Source organism: Streptomyces sp. NPDC048185, from assembly GCF_043202495.1.
Taxonomy (GTDB): domain Bacteria; phylum Actinomycetota; class Actinomycetes; order Streptomycetales; family Streptomycetaceae; genus Streptomyces.
This window is the reverse complement of sequence record NZ_JBIDAN010000008.1, coordinates 344374-365825: the sequence shown is the minus strand read 5'-3', so window position 1 is coordinate 365825 and position 21452 is coordinate 344374. Positions and strand designations below refer to the sequence as shown.

16 protein-coding genes and 1 pseudogene are annotated in these 21452 nt (G+C 74.3%); 9 read left to right on the top strand and 8 right to left on the bottom strand.

What is annotated here, in order from left to right:
* The first annotated feature begins 163 nt into the window (after window positions 1-163).
* Entirely contained in the window at window positions 164-1543 is a 1380-nt protein-coding gene (locus tag ACGF3H_RS24830) for an MFS transporter (protein WP_362488475.1), read from the top strand.
* 42 nt (window positions 1544-1585) lie between these two features.
* Here ACGF3H_RS24830 and ACGF3H_RS24825 read toward each other — a convergent pair whose 3' ends face one another.
* From ACGF3H_RS24825 to lnt, 4 genes are all read right to left on the bottom strand, one after another.
* Window positions 1586-3547, bottom strand: coding sequence for a GAF domain-containing protein (locus ACGF3H_RS24825; RefSeq protein WP_362488477.1), 1962 nt, complete (start codon window positions 3545-3547; stop codon window positions 1586-1588).
* A gap of 86 nt (window positions 3548-3633) precedes the next feature.
* Entirely contained in the window at window positions 3634-4434 is an 801-nt protein-coding gene (locus ACGF3H_RS24820) for a 3-hydroxybutyrate dehydrogenase (RefSeq protein ID WP_362488478.1), read from the bottom strand.
* A gap of 54 nt (window positions 4435-4488) precedes the next feature.
* The gene (locus ACGF3H_RS24815; RefSeq protein ID WP_362488480.1) at window positions 4489-4968 is read right to left on the bottom strand and encodes an NUDIX domain-containing protein; all 480 of its coding nucleotides are present in this window, start codon (window positions 4966-4968) and stop codon (window positions 4489-4491) included.
* Between the two features lie 68 nt (window positions 4969-5036).
* Window positions 5037-6650 carry an apolipoprotein N-acyltransferase gene (lnt, locus tag ACGF3H_RS24810; RefSeq protein WP_362488482.1) on the bottom strand — a complete coding sequence of 538 codons (1614 nt, stop codon included), beginning with the start codon at window positions 6648-6650 and terminating at the stop codon, window positions 5037-5039.
* Window positions 6651-6947: 297 nt separating this feature from the next.
* On the opposite strand from lnt, the gene ACGF3H_RS24805 reads away from it, so the two are divergent.
* Window positions 6948-7952, top strand: a complete 1005-nt coding sequence (locus tag ACGF3H_RS24805) for an O-antigen ligase family protein (protein ID WP_362488484.1) — start codon at window positions 6948-6950, stop codon at window positions 7950-7952.
* Window positions 7953-8054: 102 nt separating this feature from the next.
* Here the strand turns inward: ACGF3H_RS24805 and ACGF3H_RS24800 are convergent, their stop codons facing one another.
* Both ACGF3H_RS24800 and ACGF3H_RS24795 read right to left on the bottom strand, forming a co-directional pair.
* Window positions 8055-8600 (bottom strand): hypothetical protein, encoded by a 546-nt coding sequence (locus ACGF3H_RS24800; protein ID WP_362488486.1) that lies wholly within the window; start codon window positions 8598-8600, stop codon window positions 8055-8057.
* An 80-nt stretch (window positions 8601-8680) separates the two neighbouring features.
* Window positions 8681-9466, bottom strand: a complete 786-nt coding sequence (locus tag ACGF3H_RS24795; protein ID WP_362488488.1) for an aspartate/glutamate racemase family protein — start codon at window positions 9464-9466, stop codon at window positions 8681-8683.
* A gap of 38 nt (window positions 9467-9504) precedes the next feature.
* Between ACGF3H_RS24795 and ACGF3H_RS24790 the strand changes: the two genes are divergently transcribed.
* Window positions 9505-10731: a glycosyltransferase gene (locus tag ACGF3H_RS24790; RefSeq protein WP_362488490.1), complete on the top strand. Its 1227-nt coding sequence runs from the start codon at window positions 9505-9507 to the stop codon at window positions 10729-10731.
* 18 nt (window positions 10732-10749) lie between these two features.
* Here the strand turns inward: ACGF3H_RS24790 and ACGF3H_RS24785 are convergent, their stop codons facing one another.
* Window positions 10750-12039 (bottom strand): TerD family protein, encoded by a 1290-nt coding sequence (locus ACGF3H_RS24785; RefSeq protein ID WP_362488876.1) that lies wholly within the window; start codon window positions 12037-12039, stop codon window positions 10750-10752.
* Window positions 12040-12336: 297 nt separating this feature from the next.
* On the opposite strand from ACGF3H_RS24785, the gene ACGF3H_RS24780 reads away from it, so the two are divergent.
* The 4 genes from ACGF3H_RS24780 to ACGF3H_RS24765 all read left to right on the top strand — a co-directional run bounded on the left by ACGF3H_RS24780 (window position 12337) and on the right by ACGF3H_RS24765 (window position 17103).
* Window positions 12337-12777, top strand: a complete 441-nt coding sequence (locus ACGF3H_RS24780; RefSeq protein ID WP_362488492.1) for a DUF6643 family protein — start codon at window positions 12337-12339, stop codon at window positions 12775-12777.
* Between the two features lie 42 nt (window positions 12778-12819).
* Complete coding sequence (locus ACGF3H_RS24775) at window positions 12820-13647, top strand: MOSC N-terminal beta barrel domain-containing protein (protein ID WP_362488494.1); 828 nt, start codon at window positions 12820-12822, stop codon at window positions 13645-13647.
* A gap of 186 nt (window positions 13648-13833) precedes the next feature.
* Window positions 13834-14439, top strand: a complete 606-nt coding sequence (locus ACGF3H_RS24770) for a hypothetical protein (RefSeq protein WP_362488496.1) — start codon at window positions 13834-13836, stop codon at window positions 14437-14439.
* A 216-nt stretch (window positions 14440-14655) separates the two neighbouring features.
* The gene (locus ACGF3H_RS24765; RefSeq protein WP_362488498.1) at window positions 14656-17103 is read left to right on the top strand and encodes a right-handed parallel beta-helix repeat-containing protein; all 2448 of its coding nucleotides are present in this window, start codon (window positions 14656-14658) and stop codon (window positions 17101-17103) included.
* Window positions 17104-17308: 205 nt separating this feature from the next.
* Here ACGF3H_RS24765 and ACGF3H_RS24760 read toward each other — a convergent pair.
* A pseudogene (locus tag ACGF3H_RS24760) lies at window positions 17309-19689 on the bottom strand (hypothetical protein).
* A gap of 272 nt (window positions 19690-19961) precedes the next feature.
* Here ACGF3H_RS24760 and ACGF3H_RS24755 point away from each other — a divergent pair.
* Both ACGF3H_RS24755 and ACGF3H_RS24750 read left to right on the top strand, forming a co-directional pair.
* Window positions 19962-20783, top strand: a complete 822-nt coding sequence (locus ACGF3H_RS24755; RefSeq protein ID WP_362500630.1) for a DeoR/GlpR family DNA-binding transcription regulator — start codon at window positions 19962-19964, stop codon at window positions 20781-20783.
* Between the two features lie 185 nt (window positions 20784-20968).
* Window positions 20969-21451: an SRPBCC family protein gene (locus tag ACGF3H_RS24750; protein WP_362500628.1), complete on the top strand. Its 483-nt coding sequence runs from the start codon at window positions 20969-20971 to the stop codon at window positions 21449-21451.
* Window position 21452 lies beyond the last annotated feature (1 nt).

The window sequence follows — 21452 nt, the reverse complement described above, 5'->3', positions numbered from 1 at the left end:
CCCCGGCCGGGGCCCGTCCCCGCCGTTCCGGGAGCCGGCATGGTGGCCACGCGGATACCCAGGACCCGAACTATGGTGCCCCACCACATGTGCGCTTGACCTGCGTGTTTCTACGGTGTGCCGACACGTACCCGTCCCCACCGCACACGAGGAAGTGGCGCACATGGCCTCCGCAGCATCCGCTCCCCCGACACCCGGCAATCTCAAGCGCATCGTCGCCGCGTCCCTCATCGGCACCACCATCGAGTGGTACGACTTCTTCCTCTACGGCTCCGCCGCCGCCCTCGTCTTCAACAAGCTGTTCTTCCCGGACTCCGACCCGCTGGTCGGCACCCTGCTGTCGTTCCTGACCTACGCCGTCGGATTCGCCGCCCGTCCGCTCGGCGCGCTGGTGTTCGGGCACTACGGTGACCGGCTCGGCCGCAAGAAGCTGCTGGTGCTGAGCCTGCTGATGATGGGCGGGGCCACCTTCGCGATCGGACTGCTGCCGACGCACGCGACCGTCGGCACGGCCGCTCCCGTGCTGCTGACCGTGCTCCGGCTCGTGCAGGGCTTCGCGCTCGGCGGTGAGTGGGGCGGCGCCGTGCTGCTGGTGTCCGAGCACGGGGACGCCCGGCGCCGCGGGTTCTGGGCGTCGTGGCCGCAGACCGGTGCACCGGCCGGGCAGTTGCTGGCGACCGGTGTGCTGTCGCTGCTGACGGCGGTGCTGTCGGACGCCGCGTTCACCGGCTGGGGCTGGCGGGTACCGTTCCTGCTGTCCGGCGTGCTGGTCATGGTCGGTCTGTGGATCCGCCTGTCCGTCGACGAATCCCCCGTCTTCAAGCAGGCGTTGGCGCAGGCGGAGGCGCGCAAGGCGGACGCCGACCCGCTGCCGCTGGTCTCCGTGCTGCGGCACCACTGGCGCGACGTGCTGATCGCGATGGGCGCGCGGATGGCGGAGAACATCAGCTACTACGTCATCACGGCCTTCATCCTCGTCTACGCCACCACCGCGGCCGACGTGTCCAAGCAGACGGCGCTCAACGCGGTGCTGATCGCCTCGGCCGTGCACTTCGCGGTCATCCCGGCCTGGGGTGCGCTGTCGGACCGGATCGGCCGCCGCCCCGTGTACCTGCTGGGGGCGGCCGGTGTCGGGCTGTGGATGTTCCCGTTCTTCATGCTCATCGACTCCGGGCACTTCGGCAGCCTCCTCCTCGCGGTGACCGTGGGCCTGGTGCTGCACGGCGCGATGTACGCGCCGCAGGCGGCCTTCTTCTCCGAGATGTTCGCGACCCGGATGCGCTACTCCGGTGCCTCCATCGGCGCCCAGTTCGCGTCGGTCGCGGCCGGTGCCCCCGCGCCGCTGATCGCCACCGCGCTGCTGTCCGAGTACGACAGCTCGACGCCGATCTCCCTCTACGTCATCGCCGCGGCCCTGCTCACCCTGGTCGCCGTCGGCGTGGCCAAGGAGACCCGCCACCGGGACCTCGCCGACGTCGCGTCCGCCGGGGAGGGGGCCGAGGAGCCGGCCGACTCCCGCCCCACCGGTGCGCGTACCGCCTGACCGCCGTGCCGCCGGCCCCCGTACGCTCCCCGCGTGCGGGGGTCAGCGCCGTTCCGGGGCCGACAACCGGTGCAGTCTGAGGGCCAGTTGTATCTCCAGTGTGCGGGCGGGGCTCTGCCAGTCGTCACCGAGGAGGCGGGCGACGCGTTCCAGGCGCTGGGCGACCGTGTTCACGTGGACGTGGAGTTCGTCCTTGGTGCGCGCGGGGCTCATGCCGCAGGCGAAGTACGCGTCGAGGGTACGCAGCAGCTCGGTGCCGCGCCGCTCGTCGTAGGCCACGACCTGGCCGATGGTGCGGTCGACGAAGCCGCCGATGTCCCGGTCGCCGGCCAGGAGCAGCCCGAGGAACCCGAAGTCGTCGGCGGCGGCTCCGTCCCCGGAGCGGCTCAGCAACCGCAGGGCGTCCAGGCAGCGCCTGGCCTCGGTGTAGGCGGCGGCCACGGTCTCGGGACGGCCGGTCAGGTCCTCGACGGGTGCGGAGGCGCCGACGGTGACGGCCTCGTGGACGGCGGTGCCCAGGTCCCGTGCGGTGCGGCGGGCCAGCTCCGTGGCGCCGTCCCGGGCGTCGAGGGGCAGCAGCAGAACGGTGCCGCCGTCGCGGGCGGCAGCCAGGCCGTGCCGGGTCGCGGCGAGGTGGGAGGCCGCGGCCCACAGGCGCCGGCGGGCGTCCGCCTCCTGGTCGGCGTCGGGCGCGGTGGCGTCGAGGCGTGCGGCGAGGACGACGTGCGTGGCGTCGAGGTCGGCGTGCAGCCGGCGTGCGCGTTCGCGCAGGAGGCGCGGGTCGCGGTCGCGGGCGTCGAGCAGGTCGTCCAGCAGTTCGCCGCGCACCCGCTGTTCGGCCTCGGCGGCGGAGCGCCGGGCGAGCAGCAGCAGGGAGGTGACCATCGCGGCCCGCTCCAGGGTGAGCTGGTCCACGGGGTCGAGTCCCGGGTGGCCGCGCAGGACCAGGGCGCCGAGCAGTTCGCCGCCGGCTGCGACGGCGGCGATCCAGTCGTCGTCGTGCCGCACCGCGTGTCCTTCCGCGCGGGACGTCTCCAGGGCCCGGCCGGGTGCGGATGCGGCCTCCGTGAACTCGACGGTGCCGGCCAGGACCTGGGAGACCGCGGCGGCCACGTCGTGGACGCCGCCGCCGCGCAGGACCAGTTCGGCGAGCCGGTCGTGGACGTCGGAGGCGCGTTCGATGACGCCGCTGCGGTCCTTGATGATCTCGTTGGCCCGCTCCAGCTCGGCGAGGGCCGAGCGGGTCTCCGCGAGCAGGTTCGCGGTGTCGATGGCCGCCGCCGCGAGGGCCGCGAAGGAACCGAGCAGGGCGATCTGTTCCCGTTCGAAGACCCGGGCGCGCCGGTCCGCGGCGAACAGCACGCCGATGACGTGGTGGCCGAGCATCAGAGGGACGCCCAGGATCGCGACGAGTCCCTCGTCCCTCACTCCCGTGTCGATGGTGCGGGTGTGCTGGAAACGGGCGTCCTTGAAGTAGTCGTCGGTGACGTAGGGCCGCGCGGTCTGGGCGACGAGGCCGCCGAGCCCCTCCCCCATGCCGAGCCTCAGCTGCTGGAAGCGGGCCGCGACCGAACCCTCGGTGACGCGCATGTAGGTGTCGCCGCGGGCGGGGTCGTTGAGGCTGAGGTAGGCCACGTCCGTGCCGAGCAGCGAGCGGGCCCGCTGCACGATCGCGCGCAGTAGGGCGTCCAGGTCGCGCAGCCCCGCGAGGTCGTGGGCCGTCTCGAACAGTGCCGACAGTTCGGCCTCCCGCCGGCGCCGGCCCTCCAGCTCGGAGCGCACGCGGAGCGCGAGGAGCTTGGCCCGCTCCAGGGCGGCGATCCGCTCGGCCGGTCCGCCCTCCGCGCGGGCGAGGAGCACCGGCTGCTCGTAGGCGTCGGCGCCGGCTCCCCGGGCCAGCAGCTCCAGGAAGGGCGTCTCCGCCCCGTCGGACGCCGCTGCTTGCACCGGCGCCGCGGCATCGTGGACGGGACGCTCGGCGGACTGCGCGTGATCGCGGGACATGGTCACAGGATTCCCCATCGCACGGTCGTCCCGGCAGCCCTGTGGAAAACCCGGGCCGCCGGGGTGGCGCCCTGCTCGGCGCCCGGTCAGTGCGCCGTCCAGCCACCGTCCAGGACGAGGGAGGTGCCGGTCATGAAGGACGCCTGCGGGCCGCACAGGTACGCCACGGCCTCGGCGACCTCCTCCGGTTCGATCAGCCGCCGCACCGCGCTGTCCCGCAGCAGTACGTCGGACAGCACCTGCTCCTCGGGGATGCCGTGCGCCCGGGCCTGGTCGGCGATCTGCTTCTCCACGAGCGGGGTGCGGACGTAGGAGGGGTTCACGCAGTTGGAGGTGACGCCGTGGGCGGCCCCCTCCAGGGCCGCGGTCTTGGAGAGGCCTTCCAGCCCGTGCTTGGCGGACACGTAGGCCGCCTTGTAGGCGGAGGCGCGCAGTCCGTGCACGGAGGAGATGTTGACGATGCGGCCCCAGCCCTGCCCGTACATGTGGGGCAGGGCGCCGCGGATCAGGCGGAAGGGGGCCTCCAGCATGACGGTGAGCACCGTGTGGAAGACGTCGGGCGGGAACTCCTCCAGGGGCCGCACCATCTGCAGCCCGGCGTTGTTCACGAGGACGTCGGTGCCGGCGGCCGCGTGTTCGGCGGCGTCCAGGTCGGTCAGGTCCAGGACGTGCGGTTCGACGGTGCCCGTGAGGTCCACGGCGAGCTCGGCGAGCGCGTCGAGCCCGGTGGCGTCCCGGTCGACCGCTCTGACCTTGGCCCCGGCGGCGGCGAGCCGCAGCGCGCAGGCGCGGCCGATGCCGCCGGCGGCGCCGGTGACGAGGGCGGTGCGGCCGCCGAGGTCGAGCGGGGAGGCGTGGGGGGCCGGGAGGACACTGGGCGAGGTCATGTCCCGACCCTAGGCAGGGCCCACCCCGCGCCCCATGTGGGCACGCCCCATAGTTCAGACGGAACCAGTGGGGTCGAACCATGTGGGTGCGTCGGACAGTGCCTGCTTGATCCGGGACCGGCCGAACTCCCCGAGATCCGGCAGGGCGTCCACCGCGAACCAGCCCACGTCCAGGGACTCGTCGTCGTTGACCCGTGCCTCGCCGCCGACCGCCCGGCAGCGGAACGTGACGTCCATGAACTGGCACACGTCGCCGTTCTCGTACGTGACCGGGTCGAGTGCCTGGACGAGGACCAGTCGCTCGACGACGCACTGGACTGCGGTCTCCTCCTCCACCTCGCGCACGGCGCAGGCGGCGGGCTGCTCCCCGGGTTCCGGAATGCCCCCGATCAGCGACCAGCGCCGGTTGTCGGCCCGGCGGCCCAGCAGCACTCGCCCCTCCTCGTCGAAGACGACGGCGGTGACTCCGGGGAGCCACAGCAGCTGGTGTCCGGCGGAGGCGCGCAGGTCGCGGATGAAGTCGGGAGTAGCCATGCGCCCGACCCTAACGGGCCGGGCGGGCCGCTCTTGCCGGTGGCGCGGGGCGTGTGACGGGCGGACGGTCACACACCACGGGCGCGCCGCCCGCGCACACCGGCGCCCACGGCCCAGCCGAGCCCGCCGGCCGCGACGAGCACCAGGACGATCTCCGGCCACACGCCCCACCGGGTGGCCGGCGTCTCGGACGAACGCAGCGGCACCTCCTGGACGAGGGAGTCCGCGACGAACATGCCGGTCTTCTGGGTGATCCGGCCGTCCGGCATGATGATGGCGCTGACGCCGCTGGTGACCGGCACGGTGACGGTCCGGCTGTGCTCGACGGCGCGGATGCGGGACATGGCGAGCTGCTGGTAGGTCATCTCGCTGCGGTCGAACGTGGCGTTGTTGCTGGGCACGGAGATCATCTGGGCGCCGTCGGTGACCTCCGAGCGCACGGCCCAGTCGAAGGCGGCCTCGTAGCAGGTGACGAGGCCGACCTCGGTGCCGGCCATGGTGAACACGCCGGGCTCGGTTCCGCGGCTGAAGTCCCGGCTGACCATGGAGGTCCACTCGTCGTTGATCGCCCCGATCATCGAGCGCAGCGGCAGGTACTCGCCGAAGGGCTGGATCTGCCGCTTGTCGTAGGTGTCGACGGGGCCCTTGTCCGGGTCCCACAGGATCTGCTCGTTGAGCAGCTTGCCGTCGCGTTCGACGACACCGCCGACCGAGATGGGCACGCCGATCGCCTTGGCGGCCCGGTCGATGACGTAGCGCGCGTCGGCGTTGGCGAAGGGGTCGATGTCGGAGGAGTTCTCCGGCCAGAGCACGAAGTCGGGGCGGTCGGCCCTGCCCGCCTCGACCTCGGCGGCCAGGCGTTCCGTCTCGCGCGCGTGGTGGTCGAGCACGGCGCGGCGCTGGGCGTTGAAGTCGAGGCCGGCACGCGGCACGTTGCCCTGGATGACGGCGACGGTCGCGGTGCCGTCCTCCGCCTCGTCGGTGACCAGCGGCCGGGCGGCCACGGCGCCCACCACGGGGACGGCCACGGCGAGCAGGGCCGCTGCCGCCGCGCCCCGCCGTACCGTGCGGGTGCGGCGTGCCCCCGTGGCCAGCCGGACGGTCTCGCAGAGGCCGAAGCCGCACAGGACGACCGCGAAGCCGAGCACCGGTGTGCCGCCGACCGCGGCGAGCGGCAGGAACACGCCGTCCGCCTGTCCGAACGCGATCTTGCCCCAGGGGAAGCCGTGGAACGGCACGCGCGCGCGGGCGGCCTCTCCGGCGATCCACACGGCCGCCGCCCACACGGGCCAGGCCGGGAGCCGCGACACCGCGGCGATGCCCGCGCCGACCAGCGCGACGAAGATTGCCTCGATGACCACCAGGGCGAGCCAGGGGCCGGGGCCGACCTCCACGCCGGTCCACACCAGCAGGGGCAGCAGGAAGCCGAGACCGAACAGGTAGCCGAGGCCGAGGCCCGCCTTCCAGCTCCGGCCGCGCAGCACCGCGCCGAAGCCTGCGAAGGCGGGCAGGGCCAGCCACCACAGGGTGCGCGGCGGGAAGCTCACGTAGAGCAGCAGGCCGGAGAGCGCGGCTGCGGCGGCCGGGAACAGGCGCGTGAGCCGCGCGGCGAGGCGCGAGGCGGGCGCGGCCTGGGGCTTCAGCCGGTCCGGCTCGCCGACGGTGGTTGCGGTGACGGTCACCCCCCGGAGTGTACGGCGCGTGACGTCGCCGCCGGCAGCATGGTTCGAGGGGGGCCGGTGGCCCGCCGGCAGCCGGTGCCGCGTCGGTTCGGCACAACCGGCCGCCGGACCGGCGTCAATCCGCCGACCAGCCGTTACGGTGTGCCGGAGCCCCGGTCGTCCGGTCCTGTCGCCCGGGCGCGGGGCCCGTCGAGGTCGGGGGCGGCACGGGCGGGGGGCACGGTGGGTGCGAGGGGGCGTGAGTCCGCGGCTGCGGCGGCGGACGGCGGGAGACGGAGCGGGTCGGACGCGGCCGGGGTGGTGATCCTGGGGGCCTGTGCCTCCTGGTCGCTGATCACGGCCGCCGCGCACGACGGGCGTCCGGAGGGGGTGCTGCTCGCGGTACTGGCGGTGGCGGCCGGCTATGCCGTGGGGCGGATCTGCGGCGCGCTCCTCCCGGTCGCCGCCCCGTGTGCCGCGGGGATCGCCGGTGCCGCGCTGACGGTGGCCGTTCCGCATCTGGTCACGGGACCGCGGATCACCGTGCCGCTCGGACACGCCGGTGCCACCGCGGCCCTGCTGGTCCTGTCGGCGGGTGCCGCGTCCTGCGGTGCCTGGGCCAGTCCGGTGCCGGCCGTCCGGCTGGTGCTGCGCCTGCCGGCCGCGGGGATCGCCGCGACCGCGTACGTCCTGGGCTCGACCGCCGGTTGCGTGGCCTGTGTGGTGGTGCTGCTGTGCTCGCTCGCCGCCGGACGCGTCCGCCGCCGCGGTGCCGCGCTCGCCGGGCTGGGTCTGGTGACGGGCGTGGTGACCGGTCTGACCTGGGCGGTCGCGGCGAGCGGCGTCCCGGGCGGTCTCGCCGCTCCCGTGGAAGAACGGCTGACCTCCGCCCGGGTCCTGCTCTGGGGCGACGCGCTGGACCTGCTGCGCCGGGACGCCGTCCTCGGCGTGGGACCGGGGCGTTTCGGTGAGCTGAGTCCGACGGCCGGGCAGTCGGCGGTGTCCGACGGCAGGCCCCATTCGGCCCTCTGGCAGCAGGCGGCCGAACAGGGCGTCGTCGGCGTCGTCCTGCTGGGCGCGGCCTTCGGCTGGATGCTGTACGCGTTGTGGCGCTCGCCGCGGCCGACGCCGGTCGTGCTGACCGCGGCGGTGGCGCTGACCGGGCTGGCCGCCGTCGCCGCGGTCGGCAACGCGCTGAGCTTCACGGCCGTGTCGGTGGGCGCGGGACTGCTCGCCGGACTGGCCACGGCCCGCCCCCTCGCCGACGAGTCACCGGCGGCGGTGCCGGGGACGGGGCGGCAGGGCCGCCGGGCGCTCCGGTGATCCCGGGGGCGGCTCTGCGGCGGACGTGCGCAGCTCCCGCTGCGGTACGGATGTACCTGCGTCGTCCTCGCTGCGGTACGGGTGTACCGGCCGGCGGACGCGTCAGTGCGCTGCCGGGCCCGGCGTCTTCGGGCGGAGGCGGTCCTTGATGACCTGGACGGCCGCTTCCGCGTCGTCCACCGTGACGGTGAAGGTGTGGCCGTCCCACAGTCGCAGGATCAGGCCCTCGCCGCGCCGCACGACGACGGCGGTGCCCTTCTCCGGCCGCCAGCGGTAACCCCAGCCGCCCCAGTGCCGCGGGGTGACGTGCGGGGTGAACTCGGCTCCGACGACGTGCGACAGGGGGATGCGCCGGCGCGGCACGCCGATGTGGCCGCAGCGCACTTCGAGGCACTCCTCGTCGACTCTCAGCGCGACGTGCACGAACGCCAGCGTGCCGAAGAGCACGAGCAGTCCGGCCGCGATGCAGCCGACGACGGCCATGGTCAGCGGGGCGATGCCGGATTGCCAGGCTGATTCGACGGCCAGCGCGATACCGAGTGCCACGCAGGCCACGCCGATGAGTGCCAGGAACCACTGGACGCGGTTGGTGGCACGTCCGGTCCAGACGTCCGGTGCGGGGGTGCTCTCGCCGGGGCGATGCCTCATGGATATGAGGTTACTCATGTTTCGCTGCGCGGGTACCTCGTCGCGCAGGGTGACTGGGCCGAGCGGGCGTGCGCCCCGGGTCAGCCGGCGGGTGTGACCGTGCGCAGCAGCCGGCCCTCCTCGTAGACCGCCGCGGTCGCGGGCAGGACTCCCTCCCGTCCGCTCAGCAGCACGGTGAGGGTGCCCGAGGCCGGGGCCCCGGGGTCGGGCCGGGCGCCGATCCGGCGCAGCGCCTGTGCGGCGACCGCGCCGGCGGAGCCGTGCAGGACGAGACGCGGGGAGCCGGGGCGCTGCACGGCGGCGCGGATGCGTTCGGCGACCAGTTCGTAGTGGGTGCAGCCCAGGACGACGGTGGTCACGTCCTCGGGCGTCAGCGCGGCGGCGGCGGCCACGGCGGCGGTGATCGCCGCCTCGTCCGCGTGCTCGACGGCCTCGGCGAGACCGTGGCACGGCACCTCGGTGACGGGCGTGCCGGCGGCGAACTCCGCGATGAGTCCGCGCTGGTAGGGGCTGCCCGTGGTGGCGGGCGTCGCCCAGATCGCCACGGGGCCGCCGCCGGCCGCGGCGGGCTTGATCGCCGGGACGGTGCCGATGACCGGAAGGCCGGGTTCGAAGCGGGCCCGCAGCGTGGGCAGCGCATGCACGGTGGCCGTGTTGCAGCCGACGATCAGGGCCTCCGGCCGGTGTGCGGCGGCGGCCTCGGCGACGGCCAGGGCCCGGCCGGTGAGATCTTCGGGAGTCCGCGGGCCCCAGGGCATGCCGTCGGGATCCAGGGAGAGGATGAGATCGGCGTCCGGCCGCAGGCGCCGTACCGCTGCGGTGGCCGCCAGCAGACCGATTCCGGAGTCCATGAGCGCGATCTTCACCAGGCCACGATAGACGATGGGCCTCCGCGCGCCGCGTCGTGGGGCAGACTGCGCACGTGAGCGCCGATGTGTGGACTTCCGTCGTGACCGTGGTATCCGCCCTGTCCCTCGCCGCCTGGCTGTGGCTGCTGCTCGCCCAGGGCTTCTTCTGGCGTACGGACGTCAGGCTGCCCGCCCGCGCGGAGCCGGACGTGTGGCCGCCGGTGTGCGTCGTCGTGCCGGCGCGCGACGAGGCGGCCGTCCTCCCGGCGAGCCTGCCGTCGCTGCTGGCCCAGGACTATCCGGGGCGGGCGGAGATCTTCCTGATCGACGACGGCAGCACGGACGGCACCGGTGATCTGGCACGCGACCTGGCCAGGCGCCAGGAGGGCCCGGCGCTCACCGTGGCGTCACCCGGGGAGCCGCCGGCGGGCTGGACGGGCAAGCTGTGGGCGGTGCGGCACGGCATCCACTTGGCACGCGCACGGGACCCCGAGTACCTGCTGCTGACGGACGCCGACATCGCCCACGCGCCGGACAGCCTGCGGCAGCTGGTGGCCGCGGCTCGTACCGGCGGTTTCGACGTCGTCTCGCAGATGGCCCGGCTGCGGGTGGAGAGCGCGTGGGAGCGGCTGGTGGTGCCGGCCTTCGTCTACTTCTTCGCGCAGCTGTACCCGTTCCGGCGGATCGGCGGGGAGCGGGCCGGCGGGAGGGCGACGCGGACGGCGGCCGCCGCGGGCGGCTGCGTGCTGCTGCGCGCCGACGCCGCCGAGCGGGCGCGGATCCCGGACGCCATCCGGCACGCGGTCATCGACGACGTGGCCCTCGCCCGGGCGGTCAAGGGCAGCGGTGGCCGGGTGTGGCTCGGGCTGGCCGACGGCGTGGAGAGTGTGCGTCCCTATCCGCGGCTGCACGACCTGTGGCGGATGGTCTCGCGCAGCGCCTACGCGCAGCTGAGGCACAGTCCGCTGCTGCTCGCCGGTACGGTCGTCGGCCTGGCGCTGGTGTACCTGGTGCCGCCGGCCGCGGTGGTCGCCGGCGCGGTGGCCGGCGGCACGGCGGCGGCGGTGTGCGCGGCCGCCGCGTGGCTGGTGATGGCGGGGACGTACCTACCGATGCTGCGGTACTACGGGCAGCCGCTGTGGCTCGCTCCGCTGCTGCCCTTCACGGCGTTGCTGTACCTCCTGATGACGGTCGACTCCGCGGTGCAGCACTACCGGGGGCGCGGTGCGGCCTGGAAGGGCCGCACCTACGCCCGCCCGGGCGCCCTGCCCGACGAGGGCTGAGCGCCCGCGCCGGACGGTTCACTTGCGGCCCGGGGTCCAGTTCATGCCCCACCCGTAGGCGTAGTCGACCGTCCGCTGCGGGCTGACACCGCGCTCGGGCACCAGGTAGCGGGCCTCACGCTGGACGACGAGGTCGTTGCCGGTGTTGGTGATCAGGGCGAGGGCACACACCGTCGAGGGGACCGTGCACTCGTCGAGCGAGAAGTCGATCGGTGCGCCGTACTGCGGCTGCAGGGTGACGGTGGCGTGCAGGTCGGCGAAGGAGCGCGCTCCCTCGTAGATGGTGACGAAGACGAGGATGCGCTTGAAGTTTCTCTGGTGGTCGAGGTTGACGGTCAGGTTCTCGCCGGTCGACACGGCGCCGGTGCGGTCGTCGCCGTCGAGGTGGATGAAGGGCGGCTGGTGCAGGGAGCCGAAGGCGTTGCCGAGGGCCTGGACGACGCCCTTGCTGCCGTCGCTGAGCTCGTACAGGCAGCACAGGTCGAGGTCGAGGTCGTCGTGCATGGCGACGGGGCGGCCCAGCTTGCGGGCCCAGCCGGAGAACTGCTTGCGCACCTCCCAGTTGAGGTTGACGCGCATGGCGCCCGAGGTGCCGCCCTGTTTGGTGAGGGAGACGGAGGGCGCGGCCTTGGTGAGCGTGACCTTGGTCAGGCGGACCGGCTCCGGTGAGGGTGCCGCCGCCGGGGGCGGCGGGGTGCCCGCGGGCCGCGTCACGGGCGGGGGCGGGACGGCGGCCGGGGCCGGGGATGCCGCGGCGGGCGGTGGCACGAGGGGCGGGGCGGCCTGCTGGGGCTCGTCCACGGTGATGCCGTAGTCGGTGGCCAGGCCCTCGAGGCCGCTGTCGTACCCCTGGCCGACGGCTCGGAACTTCCAGGCGCCCTGGCGGCGGTAGAACTCGCCGAGCACGAACGCCGTTTCGACCGTGGCGCCCGGATTGTCGAAGCGGGCGACGACGGTGTTCTGCGCCGCGTCCCGCACCTCGATGTACAGGTCGGGGACCTGGCCGAACGACCCGCCGTCCGAGGAGGCGGCGACGATCACCGTCTCGATCGCGGGTTCCACGCGCGCGAGGTCGACCAGCAGGCTGTCGGTCACCCGGCCGCCGGTGTCCCGCTTGCCCTCGTGCAGGACCGTGCCGGAGGAGTGCGCCGGCTGGTTGTAGAAGACGAAGTCCGCGTCGGAACGGACCTTGCCCGCCACCAGCAGGAGCGCCGAGGCGTCCGCGTCGGGCACGCCGGGGCCGGATCGCCAGCCCAGTTCGACCCGCAGCGCCGTGGCCGGCACCGGGGTGTTCGAGCCCTTCGACATTGACATGTCCGCCCCCATCACGTGTCACCGCGCCGGGCCGCGTCCCGGCGGTTCGCCAAACTTTTCGCGCCCAACCTATTCCCCCCGCCGCGGACCGCTCAGGGGGAGTGCGCGGAGACCGTCGGCCAACCGCCGGTAACCCGCCTGGAACTTGGCCTTTACACCAAGACCACGCCTCCGCGCTGCCCTATTTCGTCAAGTTCGCTCTGATTGGGGAACTCAGGTCACCGCGGGCCCGGAAAACAACCCTCTTATCGGTCTCCCCAACCAGCACATCGTGGGCTTAACTTATGTGCCATGACCTCCCCCCGCTCCACTTATGGCGGCGGCTACTACTCCGCCTCCTTCCCGGACACCCCGATCTACGACTCGCTCGTCGCCGAGCGGGGTACCCCGCAGATCGCCCCGATCCGGGTCCCCGCCGCGTACGACGCGCCGGGCAACCACCTGCCGGCGCTCCCGTCGGCCCTGCCCGCCCTCCCGGCGGCCCCGTCCCAGCCCTCCTACGGCTACCCGCAGCAGATGCAGCAGCCGGCTCCGCTGCAGCAGGCGCCCGCCGCGTACATCCCGCAGCAGGCGAGCGCTCCGCGCGGATACCCCGGGCCCCAGCACCCGCAGCAGCCCCGTCCGGCCGCGCCCGGCCCCGCGGGGTACGAGGCGATGCGCCCCGCGGCGCCGCGGCCCGCCCCGGCGCCCTATCAGGACCCGTACAACAACCAGCAGTACCGCGGCTACTGAGCCGTCTCCCCGGTGGTCGGTGCCGCCTGGCACCATGACCCCATGGGGAACGCGCGACTGCAGTCGATTCACGTCCATCCGGTGAAGGCGTTCCGGGGCCTCGCGCCCCGGGAAGCCGTCGTGGAGCCCTGGGGGCTGGCCGGAGACCGCCGCTGGATGCTGGTCGACGACGGGGGAAAGGTCGTCACCCAGCGCGAGCAGCCGCGCCTGGCCCTGGCCGCCGCCGAGCTTCTGCCCGGCGGCGGTGTCCGCTTGTCCGCGCCCGGCAGCGGCACGCTCACGGTGCCGGTTCCGCGCGCGGTGGGCACCGTTCCGGTGCAGATCTTCGGGAGCAAGGTCGAGGCGGTCCCGGCGCAGGACGACGCCGTGCACGCCTGGTGCAGTGCCCGGCTCGGGGCGGACGTGCGGCTGGTGTACCTGGACGACCCCGCCACGCGCCGGCCCGTCGACCCCGAGTACGCGCTGCCGGGCGAGACCGTCTCCTTCGCCTACGGCTTTCCGCTGCTGCTCACCACGACGGCGTCCCTCGACGCCCTCAACTCCCTGATCGCGGACGGGGAGCACGCGGCGGAGGGCCCGCTGCCCATGAACCGCTTCCGGCCGAACCTGGTCGTCACCGGCACCGGCGCGTGGGCCGAGGACGGCTGGTCGCGCATCACCGTCGGCGAGGTCGGCTTCCGCGTCGCCAAACCGTCCGGACGCTGCGTGGTGACGACCACCGACCAGGACACCGCCGTGCGCGGCAGAGAGCCCCTGTTCAGCCTCGGGCGGCACCGCCGCATCGGGCGCAAGCTGCTCTTCGGGCAGAATCTCGTGCCCCTCGGTGACGGCACGGTCCGGGTCGGCGACCCGGTGCGGATCGTCGAGTGACGGGAGCGACACAGCGGCGTCCTCTCGGCCGGGAACCCGGCTCCCCGCCCGCGCGTTGGCTTTCATGAGAGGCGTGTGAGAGGAGGCGGCCGAGGAAGCCGGCACGGGGTGCCGTGGTTCCTCCGGACCGGCTCGGGGTACGGCGGATCGACCGGGGGCGGCAGGGAGCGGGAAGGGGGCCGGACGGTGCGGGCGATCAGGGGACTCTGGCGCTGGCGGCACAATCCGCTGCGCCGCACGACCGACCTGGTCGAGGCCTGGGTGGCCCTGACGGGTCTGTTGCTGATCTGCATCGTCGCGCCCCTGATCGGCATGCTCGTGGGCGGTGCGGCGCAGGACGTCCTGCAGCGGTCGGTGCGGACGCAGCACGAGTCCCGGCACCAGGTGACGGCCTCCGTCGTCCGCGAACTGAAGCGCTCCCCGTTCGACGTCGATCCGGAGGGCGTCTCGGCCGGAGACCTGCGCAGTCGTGTCCTCGCGCGCTGGCAGGCGGCGGACGGCTCCGAGCACCGCGGTCCCGTCCTGGCGGGCCTGCGGGACCCGCACCCAGGCGACCATTTCCGGATATGGACCGACGGTCAGGGCCGGATGGTGGCCCGCCCGCTGGACCCCGCCACCGCGACGACGCACGCCGCGCTCGCCGGGGTCGGCGCCGCCCTGGCCACCGCGGTCCTGGTCGAGGCCGGCCGGCGGATCATCGTATGGCGCATGGTCCGCCGCCGCTACGAGCGTTGGGAGCGGGAGTGGGACCGGGCGGGACCGGACTGGGGCCGGACCGGCACCGGCAGCTGACGGGCTTCCGCCTCTGGTCAACCCACCGTCTGCGCGCACGCTACGGTGGACCGGCCGAACCAATCGGCGACGACCCGCGCGCGAGGAAGCCAGAGGTGCGTACCGGTGTCGGGAGCGCGTGCGGGCCTGCGGGCACGGCCGCGGTCCCGTCCCGGCCGGGGCGTCCCCGTCGGCGAACGAGCCATCAGTACGACGAGGTGGGGGCACAGCAACGCCATGGCACAGGGCACGGTCCAGGTGACGCACACCGGCACCTCGCGGTGGCGGCGCCGCACGGGTGAGTACGCATCGCTCGCCGCCGCCCTCGAGGCCGCGGCCGACGGTGACGTCCTCACCGTCGCCCCCGGGACCTACCGGGAGAACCTCGTCGTCCAGCGGGCGGTGACCCTGCGCGGGCCCGACGGGGCCCAGGGATCGGTACGGATCGCGCCCGTCGACGGGGTGCCGCTGACGGTGCGTGCCTCGGCCGTCGTCCAGGACCTGCACATCGAGGGCCAGGACGCCGCGGCACCCGCGGTGCTCGTCGAGGAGGGCACTCCGGAACTGCTGGACGTCCGGGTGGTCACGCGGTCCGCGTCGGGCATCGAGGTGCGCGGCAGCGCCCGGCCCACGGTGCGGCGCTGCACGGTCGACAATCCGGCGGGCGTCGGTATCGCCGTCCTCGACGGCGGCGGCGGGGTGTTCGAGGAGTGCGAGGTCGTCTCGGCCGGGCAGGCGGGTGTCGCGGTGCGCTCCGGCGCGCACCCCCGGCTGGAGCGCTGCCGGGTCCACCACGCGGCCGGTTCGGGGCTGACGGCGACCGGTGAGCACTCCGCGCTGGAGGCGGTGGGGTGCGAGATCTACGAGGTGCGGGGCAGCGGCGTCCAGGTCTCCGGCCGGGCCACCGCGCACCTGACCGACTGCGACGTGCACCGCACCACCTCCGACGGTGTCACGCTCGACACCGACGCCGTGCTCACGCTCGCCGACTGCCGCATCCACGACATCCCGGAGAACGCGGTCGACCTGCGCTCCCGCTCCGTGCTCACCCTGACCCGCACCAGCGTGCGGCAGTTCGGGCGCAACGGCCTGTCGGTGTGGGACCCGGGCACGCGCGTGGACGCCAACCAGTGCGAGATCTTCGACAGCACGGGCGACTACCCGGCGGTCTGGGTCAGCGACGGCGCCACCGCTGTGCTCGACTCCTGCCGGGTGCACGACGTGCCGGACGCGCTGTTCGTGCTGGACCGCGGCTCGCGCGCGGACGTCGTGGACAGCGATCTGTCCCAGGTGCGGAACACCGCGGTGTCGGTGAGCGACGGGGCCGTCGCGCAGCTCGACGACTGCCGCATCCGGGACGCGGCGACCGGCGCGTGGTTCCGCGACCACGGCAGCGGCGGCACCCTCAACAACTGCACGCTGAGCGGCAACCGCACCGGCGTGATCGTCACCAAGGGCGCCGACCCCACCATCGAGCGCTGCACGGTCGACTCCCCCTCCGAGGCCGGGGTCTACGTGTCGGCGGGCGGCCGCGGCAGCTTCCTCGGCTGCCGGGTGACGGGCAGCGCCGGCTACGGCTTCCACGTGATCGACGGCTGCCGTACGACACTGCGGAAGTGCCGTACGGAGCGGTGCGCGCGCGGCGGGTTCGAGTTCGCGGACGGCGGCCCGGACTCGTCGTCCGACTCGGGGCCGCTCGTCGAGGACTGCGCCAGTGACGAGAGCGGGGGCGGTCCGACACCCCCTCCCGCGCGGGAGACGGCGGTGGAGACGGTGAGCCACTCCCCCGGTGGTCTGCTGGGCTCGATCCCCGGTCAGCGCAGCACCGAACAGGAGCCGCTGATCGCGGGCGCCGGAGCCGAGGAGCCGGCGCGGACGTCGAAGGCCGTGCTCGGCGAACTGGACGCACTGGTCGGCCTGGAGAGCGTCAAGCGGGAGGTCCGGGCCCTGACCGACATGATCGAGGTGGGCCGGCGCCGGCAGCAGGCGGGGCTGAAGGCCGCGTCCGTCAAACGGCACCTGGTCTTCACCGGCTCCCCCGGCACCGGCAAGACGACGGTCGCCCGGCTGTACGGAGAGATCCTCGCCTCCCTCGGCGTGCTGGAGAAGGGGCACCTCGTCGAGGTGTCCCGCGTCGACCTGGTCGGTGAGCACATCGGCTCCACCGCGATCCGCACCCAGGAGGCCTTCCAGCGGGCGCGCGGCGGTGTGCTGTTCATCGACGAGGCGTACGCGCTGTCCCCCGAGGACGCGGGCCGGGACTTCGGCAAGGAGGCCATCGACACGCTGGTGAAGCTGATGGAGGACCAGCGGGACGCGGTCGTGGTGATCGTCGCCGGCTACACGGCGGAGATGGAGCGGTTCCTGTCGGTCAACCCGGGTGTGGCGTCCCGTTTCTCGCGGACCATCACCTTCGGCGACTACGGGCCCGAGGAGCTCCTGAGGATCGTGGAGCAGCAGGCCGAGGAGCACGAGTACCGGCTGGCGCCGGGTGCGCCCGAGGCGCTGACGCGGTACTTCGCGGCGATCCCCAAGGGTCCGGCCTTCGGCAACGGCCGTACCGCGCGCCAGACCTTCGAGGCGATGGTGGAGCGGCACGCGGGCCGCGTCGCCCAGCTGGCGGACCCGACCACGGACGACCTGAGCCTGCTCTACGAGGAGGACCTGCCGGACCTGCCCCGGTAGGAGCTGCCGGGGCGCGCGGCCTAGGGCCTGTCGTTTGGATCAGGTCGCAGGACAGCGGCGGTTCTTGTCAGCGCCGGTGAGCGGGGCCTGGTGCGTGCAGCTGCAAGGCGGAGGAGGGCGTCGACGCGGAGCGTCGGCAACCGACGACAACGCGGCAGATGCGCGTGCCAGGCCCCGCGTCTGCGGCTGATCCGAACGACAGGCCCTAGCAGCCGCCGGGCCCGCCGTCCGCTCCCGGGGCGGGGGCCGCCCGGCCGGTGCGGCGCGGGGCCGGCACCTCCGGGCTCAGCCGGGCCAGCAGTCGTCGCCGTTCCTCGGCGAAGACCGGGTCGGCCTGGTAGTCGGAGTGGCCCAGGATCGGCTCGGGCAGCGGGTGCAGGTCGGTGCGGCCGTAGGAGAGCGGATCCTCGAGGGGCTCGCGGTCCACGGCCGGGCCGCAGTCGCCGGGCAGCCGCATCGGACCGCCGATGGGGTCGGTGCGCCGGTAGAGGTTGCGCCAGCAGTCGACGTCCCGGTGCAGGGAGCCGAGCGCGTCGGGTCCGAAGTGGGCGGGGAACCAGCGGCCGTAGAGGCGCTCCAGCGGGGAGCCGTAGGTCAGCAGGGCGACCCGCTTGCGGGCCGAGGGCGCCAGTTGCCAGGCCGCGGCGGCGGCGAGGACGCTGCCCTGCGAGTGCCCGGAGATGACCAGCCGCCCGCCGGTGGCGCGGGTCCAGGTCGCCATGCGCCAGGTCAGGTCGGGCACCGCGCGCTCGGCGTAGCAGGGCGGTGCGAAGGGGTGGGCGGCGCGCGGCCAGAAGGTGCCGACGTCCCACAGGATGCCGATGGTGCGCCGGGCGGAGGCGTCCTTGTAGGCGCGCCTGCCCCAGGTGACGAAGAGGAGGAAGCCGAGGCCGATGAGCCAGGAGCCGAGCGCCTCGGCGGTCTGCGCGGCTCCGTGCACGACGGCGTGCGTCCCGCGCGCGGCGTCGGCCGGTGCCTGGTCGGTCGTCAGGGCTCCCGCCAGGGCTGCCGCCCCCAGCAGCAGGGTGGCCACGGAGGTGACGGCGACGACGAGGGGCCCCGGTCGGTGAGGCCGGCCATGGCGCGGGCGGTCGCGATGCGCCGGGTGCGGACCGGGTCCCCTGCCTCTCGGGGGTGGTCGCCCTCCACGGCGTCCCGCTCCGCCCGGGCGAGGTGCCAGGTGCGCCGGGCGAGGGCGGCGCACAGCAGCAGCACGATCAGGAGCAGCGGTGGGATGACCGACGCCTGCCAGGTCAGCAGGACGGGCGGCCCGTCGATGGACGTCCCGGTGCCGTCCAGCCAGTCCGACACCCGCTGCGCGACCCCGCCGGACATCACGCCCCCCAGCGCGCAGGCCAGCATGGCGACGGCGGGACCGCCGAGGCCGCGGATCGCGGCACGCGGGTCGGGGAGGGCGCGGTGCAGCACGTGGGCGACCACGCCGAGCACGATCACCAGCAGTCCCTGCACCAGGGCGATGGCGCCGAAGGTCATGTCGCCGGGCAGCCGGCCGGCCGACGTCCACCCCGGGCGGGCCCAGCCGCCGTACACCAGGGCGAGGGCGAGCAGGACGAGTGCGGCGAGCGGCAGACGGCGTACGACGTGCCGGTCGAGTTCCCGGTCCAGGCGGTTCTCGCTGCGGCCCCGGCGGCAGGTCACGCCCACCGCCGCGACCGCACAGGCGACCAGTGCGCCCTCCAGCAGCCGGCCGAGCACGTCGAGCAGCGCCGGACCGCCGGGCGCCCGGTCGAAGCGGGCCGCCGGGACGCCGACGGCCGCGGCGACCGTCAGCAGGCCGGCGGCGGTGTGCGCGGCCCGCAGCCGGGCCACCAGGCGCCGCCCGTACCAGAAGCCGGGGCGGTTCAGGGCGGTGCGGCCCGGGGCGTCCTCGGGGCCGTCGGTGCGGTCCATCGGCTGCCGGGACTCGTACGCACGCCAGGTGCGCAGGGACAGGTACCACAGGAGGCCGGTGAGCGCGACGGGCACGGCGGCGGCGAGGGCGAGTCTGCGGCCGGGCGGGCTCCACCAGCCGGCGTCCGGCCCCGCCGGCGACAGGAAGCCCAGCCAGGAGTGCCTCCGGGCGCAGGCGCTCGTGCCCGCGCACTGCCAGGCGACGAGGTCGATGGCGACCTCGCAGGCCGCGGCGACGAGCAGCACCGTCAGGGTCAGTCCCGCGAGCCGCACCAGTAAGCCGTAGAGCCGGACCGTCCGGATGCGGCCGTGGGCGGCGGGCCGCATCCAGTGGGCGAGGTTGACCACCATGAACGGCAGGAGCAGCAGCCACAGGGCACGGGTGCCGTTGCCCGAGGTGAGGTTGCACCAGACGTAGGCCTCGGGCACCGGCCGGCCCCGGTAGTCCTCGGGCCGGGACTCTGCGTCGGCGTCCTCGGTGCGGCGGAAGACGGCCGCGACGTGGTCGCCGGTGATCCGTACGGTGCGCGGGTCGTCCAGCATCTGCGCGGGTGTCGTACCGCCCACGCCGTGCACCAGGAGTTCCAGGGCGGTGCCGGTCTCCCGGGGCTGAGGGCCGGGGGCGGCGGGGTCGCTCCCGTCACCGTTTCCGGCCCGTTCCTGCGCCTGTTCCACTGTCCGCACACCCCCGTGACGCGCCGTCGGCCGTGTCCGTGCGGGCACAAGGATCTCCACTTCGCGGGCGTCGCACACCCCCCGGCACCGAATCTCCCCGAACCGTGTGACCGGCGGGGCGGGAGTGGCGCGTGCGCTTCCGCAGCCGGTGGCGCGGCCAGTCGTGGGGCGTGCGAGGATGGGACGCCCGCCACTGGAACGGGGAGAAGTCCTCGTGGGAACGGGTGACGGGGCGTGTCGGACGGTTTTGCGGCGAAAGGACCGAGGCGTACGTGAGTGAGAATTCGAACCTCCTCGCGGAGCAGCGGCGCGCCCTGATCCTGGACGAGGTGCGCCGCCGCGGCGGCGTCCGGGTCAATGAACTGACCCGGAAGCTCGGCGTGTCGGACATGACGGTCCGCCGCGACCTCGACGCGCTGGCCCGGCAGGGAGTGCTGGAGAAGGTGCACGGCGGCGCGGTGCCGGTGGTCGAGGCGAGCACGCACGAGCCGGGGTTCGAGGCCAAGTCGGGTCTGGAGCCGACCGCCAAGGAGGACATCGCGCGGGCCGCGGCCGAGCTGGTCGCGCCGGGCGCCGCGATCGCACTGTCGGGCGGTACGACGACCTACGCGCTGGCGCACCGGCTGGTGGACGTGCCGGATCTCACCGTGGTGACGAACTCGGTGCGGGTGGCCGACGTGTTCCACGTGGCGCAGCGCACCTCGGGCTCGCGGCAGGCCACGGCCACGGTGGTGCTGACCGGCGGGGTGCGCACGCCCTCCGACTCGCTGGTGGGGCCCGTCGCCGACCAGGCCATCGCGGCGCTCCACTTCGATCTGCTGTTCCTCGGTGTGCACGGGATATCGGCCGAGGCCGGACTGTCGACGCCGAATCTCGCGGAGGCGGAGACCAACCGGCGGCTGGTGCAGTCGGCGCGGCGGGTCGTGGTGGTCGCCGATCACACCAAGTGGGGTGTGGTGGGCCTGAGTTCGTTCGCGACGCTGGAACAGGTCGACACGCTGGTGACCGACGGCGGTCTGCCGGCGGACGCGCGTGCGGAGATCGCGGAGCATCTGCGGCTGGTCGTGGCGGGCGAGCCGGACAGCGGCGACTGAGCGCTTCCGGATCGGTGAGCACCATGGAGCGGCGCGTGGGTGCCCCTGCCCGGCGCCGGTGAGCGTGCCCGGCGGACCCCCGGTGCGGTCCGAGGCGGCGCTGACAACGGCCGCGGCCGCCGCTAGGGTGACGCCACGTCGCCGATCGTCCGCTTCCGCGGCTCGTCACCAGGGGGTCGTCGTCCATGGCTCGCCGTCTGCGTCCGGTGGGGCTCGACTTCGTCGAGTCGGCCCCCGTACGGCTGGTCTTCTCGGCGGAGATCTCCGCCGCCCCCGAGCCGGTCTTCCGCGCGCTCGCCGAGGACGTGCCGGGCTGGACCGCGTGGTTCTCCGCGGTGACGTCCGCCCGGCCCATCGGCGACGGAGCGGGGCGCGAGGTCCGGCTCAAGGGCGGTACACGCTTCGTGGAGGCGGTGCTCGCGGCGGAGCGCCCCGAGGTGTACGCCTATCGCGTGGACGTCACCAACGCGCCGGGGGCCCGGGCGATGGCCGAGGAGTGGCGGCTGGCTCCGGCCGGCACCGGGACGCGCGTGCGGTGGACGTTCGCCGCCGACGGCACGGCGCCCTTCCGCTTCGCCCTGCACCTGGGCCGCCCGGCGCTCGGGCGGGCCTTCCGGGATGCGGTCGCCTCGCTGGACCGGCGCCTGGCCGGGCGGCAGGGCCGGTGAC

Coding starts and splice junctions, on each gene's coding strand:
- ACGF3H_RS24830 (WP_362488475.1), top strand. CDS start 164: ATGGCCTCCGCAGCATCCGCTCCCCCGACACCCGGCAATCTCAAGCGC.
- ACGF3H_RS24825 (WP_362488477.1), bottom strand. CDS start 3,547: ATGTCCCGCGATCACGCGCAGTCCGCCGAGCGTCCCGTCCACGATGCC.
- ACGF3H_RS24820 (WP_362488478.1), bottom strand. CDS start 4,434: ATGACCTCGCCCAGTGTCCTCCCGGCCCCCCACGCCTCCCCGCTCGAC.
- ACGF3H_RS24815 (WP_362488480.1), bottom strand. CDS start 4,968: ATGGCTACTCCCGACTTCATCCGCGACCTGCGCGCCTCCGCCGGACAC.
- ACGF3H_RS24800 (WP_362488486.1), bottom strand. CDS start 8,600: ATGAGGCATCGCCCCGGCGAGAGCACCCCCGCACCGGACGTCTGGACC.
- ACGF3H_RS24785 (WP_362488876.1), bottom strand. CDS start 12,039: ATGTCGAAGGGCTCGAACACCCCGGTGCCGGCCACGGCGCTGCGGGTC.
- ACGF3H_RS24780 (WP_362488492.1), top strand. CDS start 12,337: ATGACCTCCCCCCGCTCCACTTATGGCGGCGGCTACTACTCCGCCTCC.
- ACGF3H_RS24775 (WP_362488494.1), top strand. CDS start 12,820: ATGGGGAACGCGCGACTGCAGTCGATTCACGTCCATCCGGTGAAGGCG.
- ACGF3H_RS24765 (WP_362488498.1), top strand. CDS start 14,656: ATGGCACAGGGCACGGTCCAGGTGACGCACACCGGCACCTCGCGGTGG.
- ACGF3H_RS24750 (WP_362500628.1), top strand. CDS start 20,969: ATGGCTCGCCGTCTGCGTCCGGTGGGGCTCGACTTCGTCGAGTCGGCC.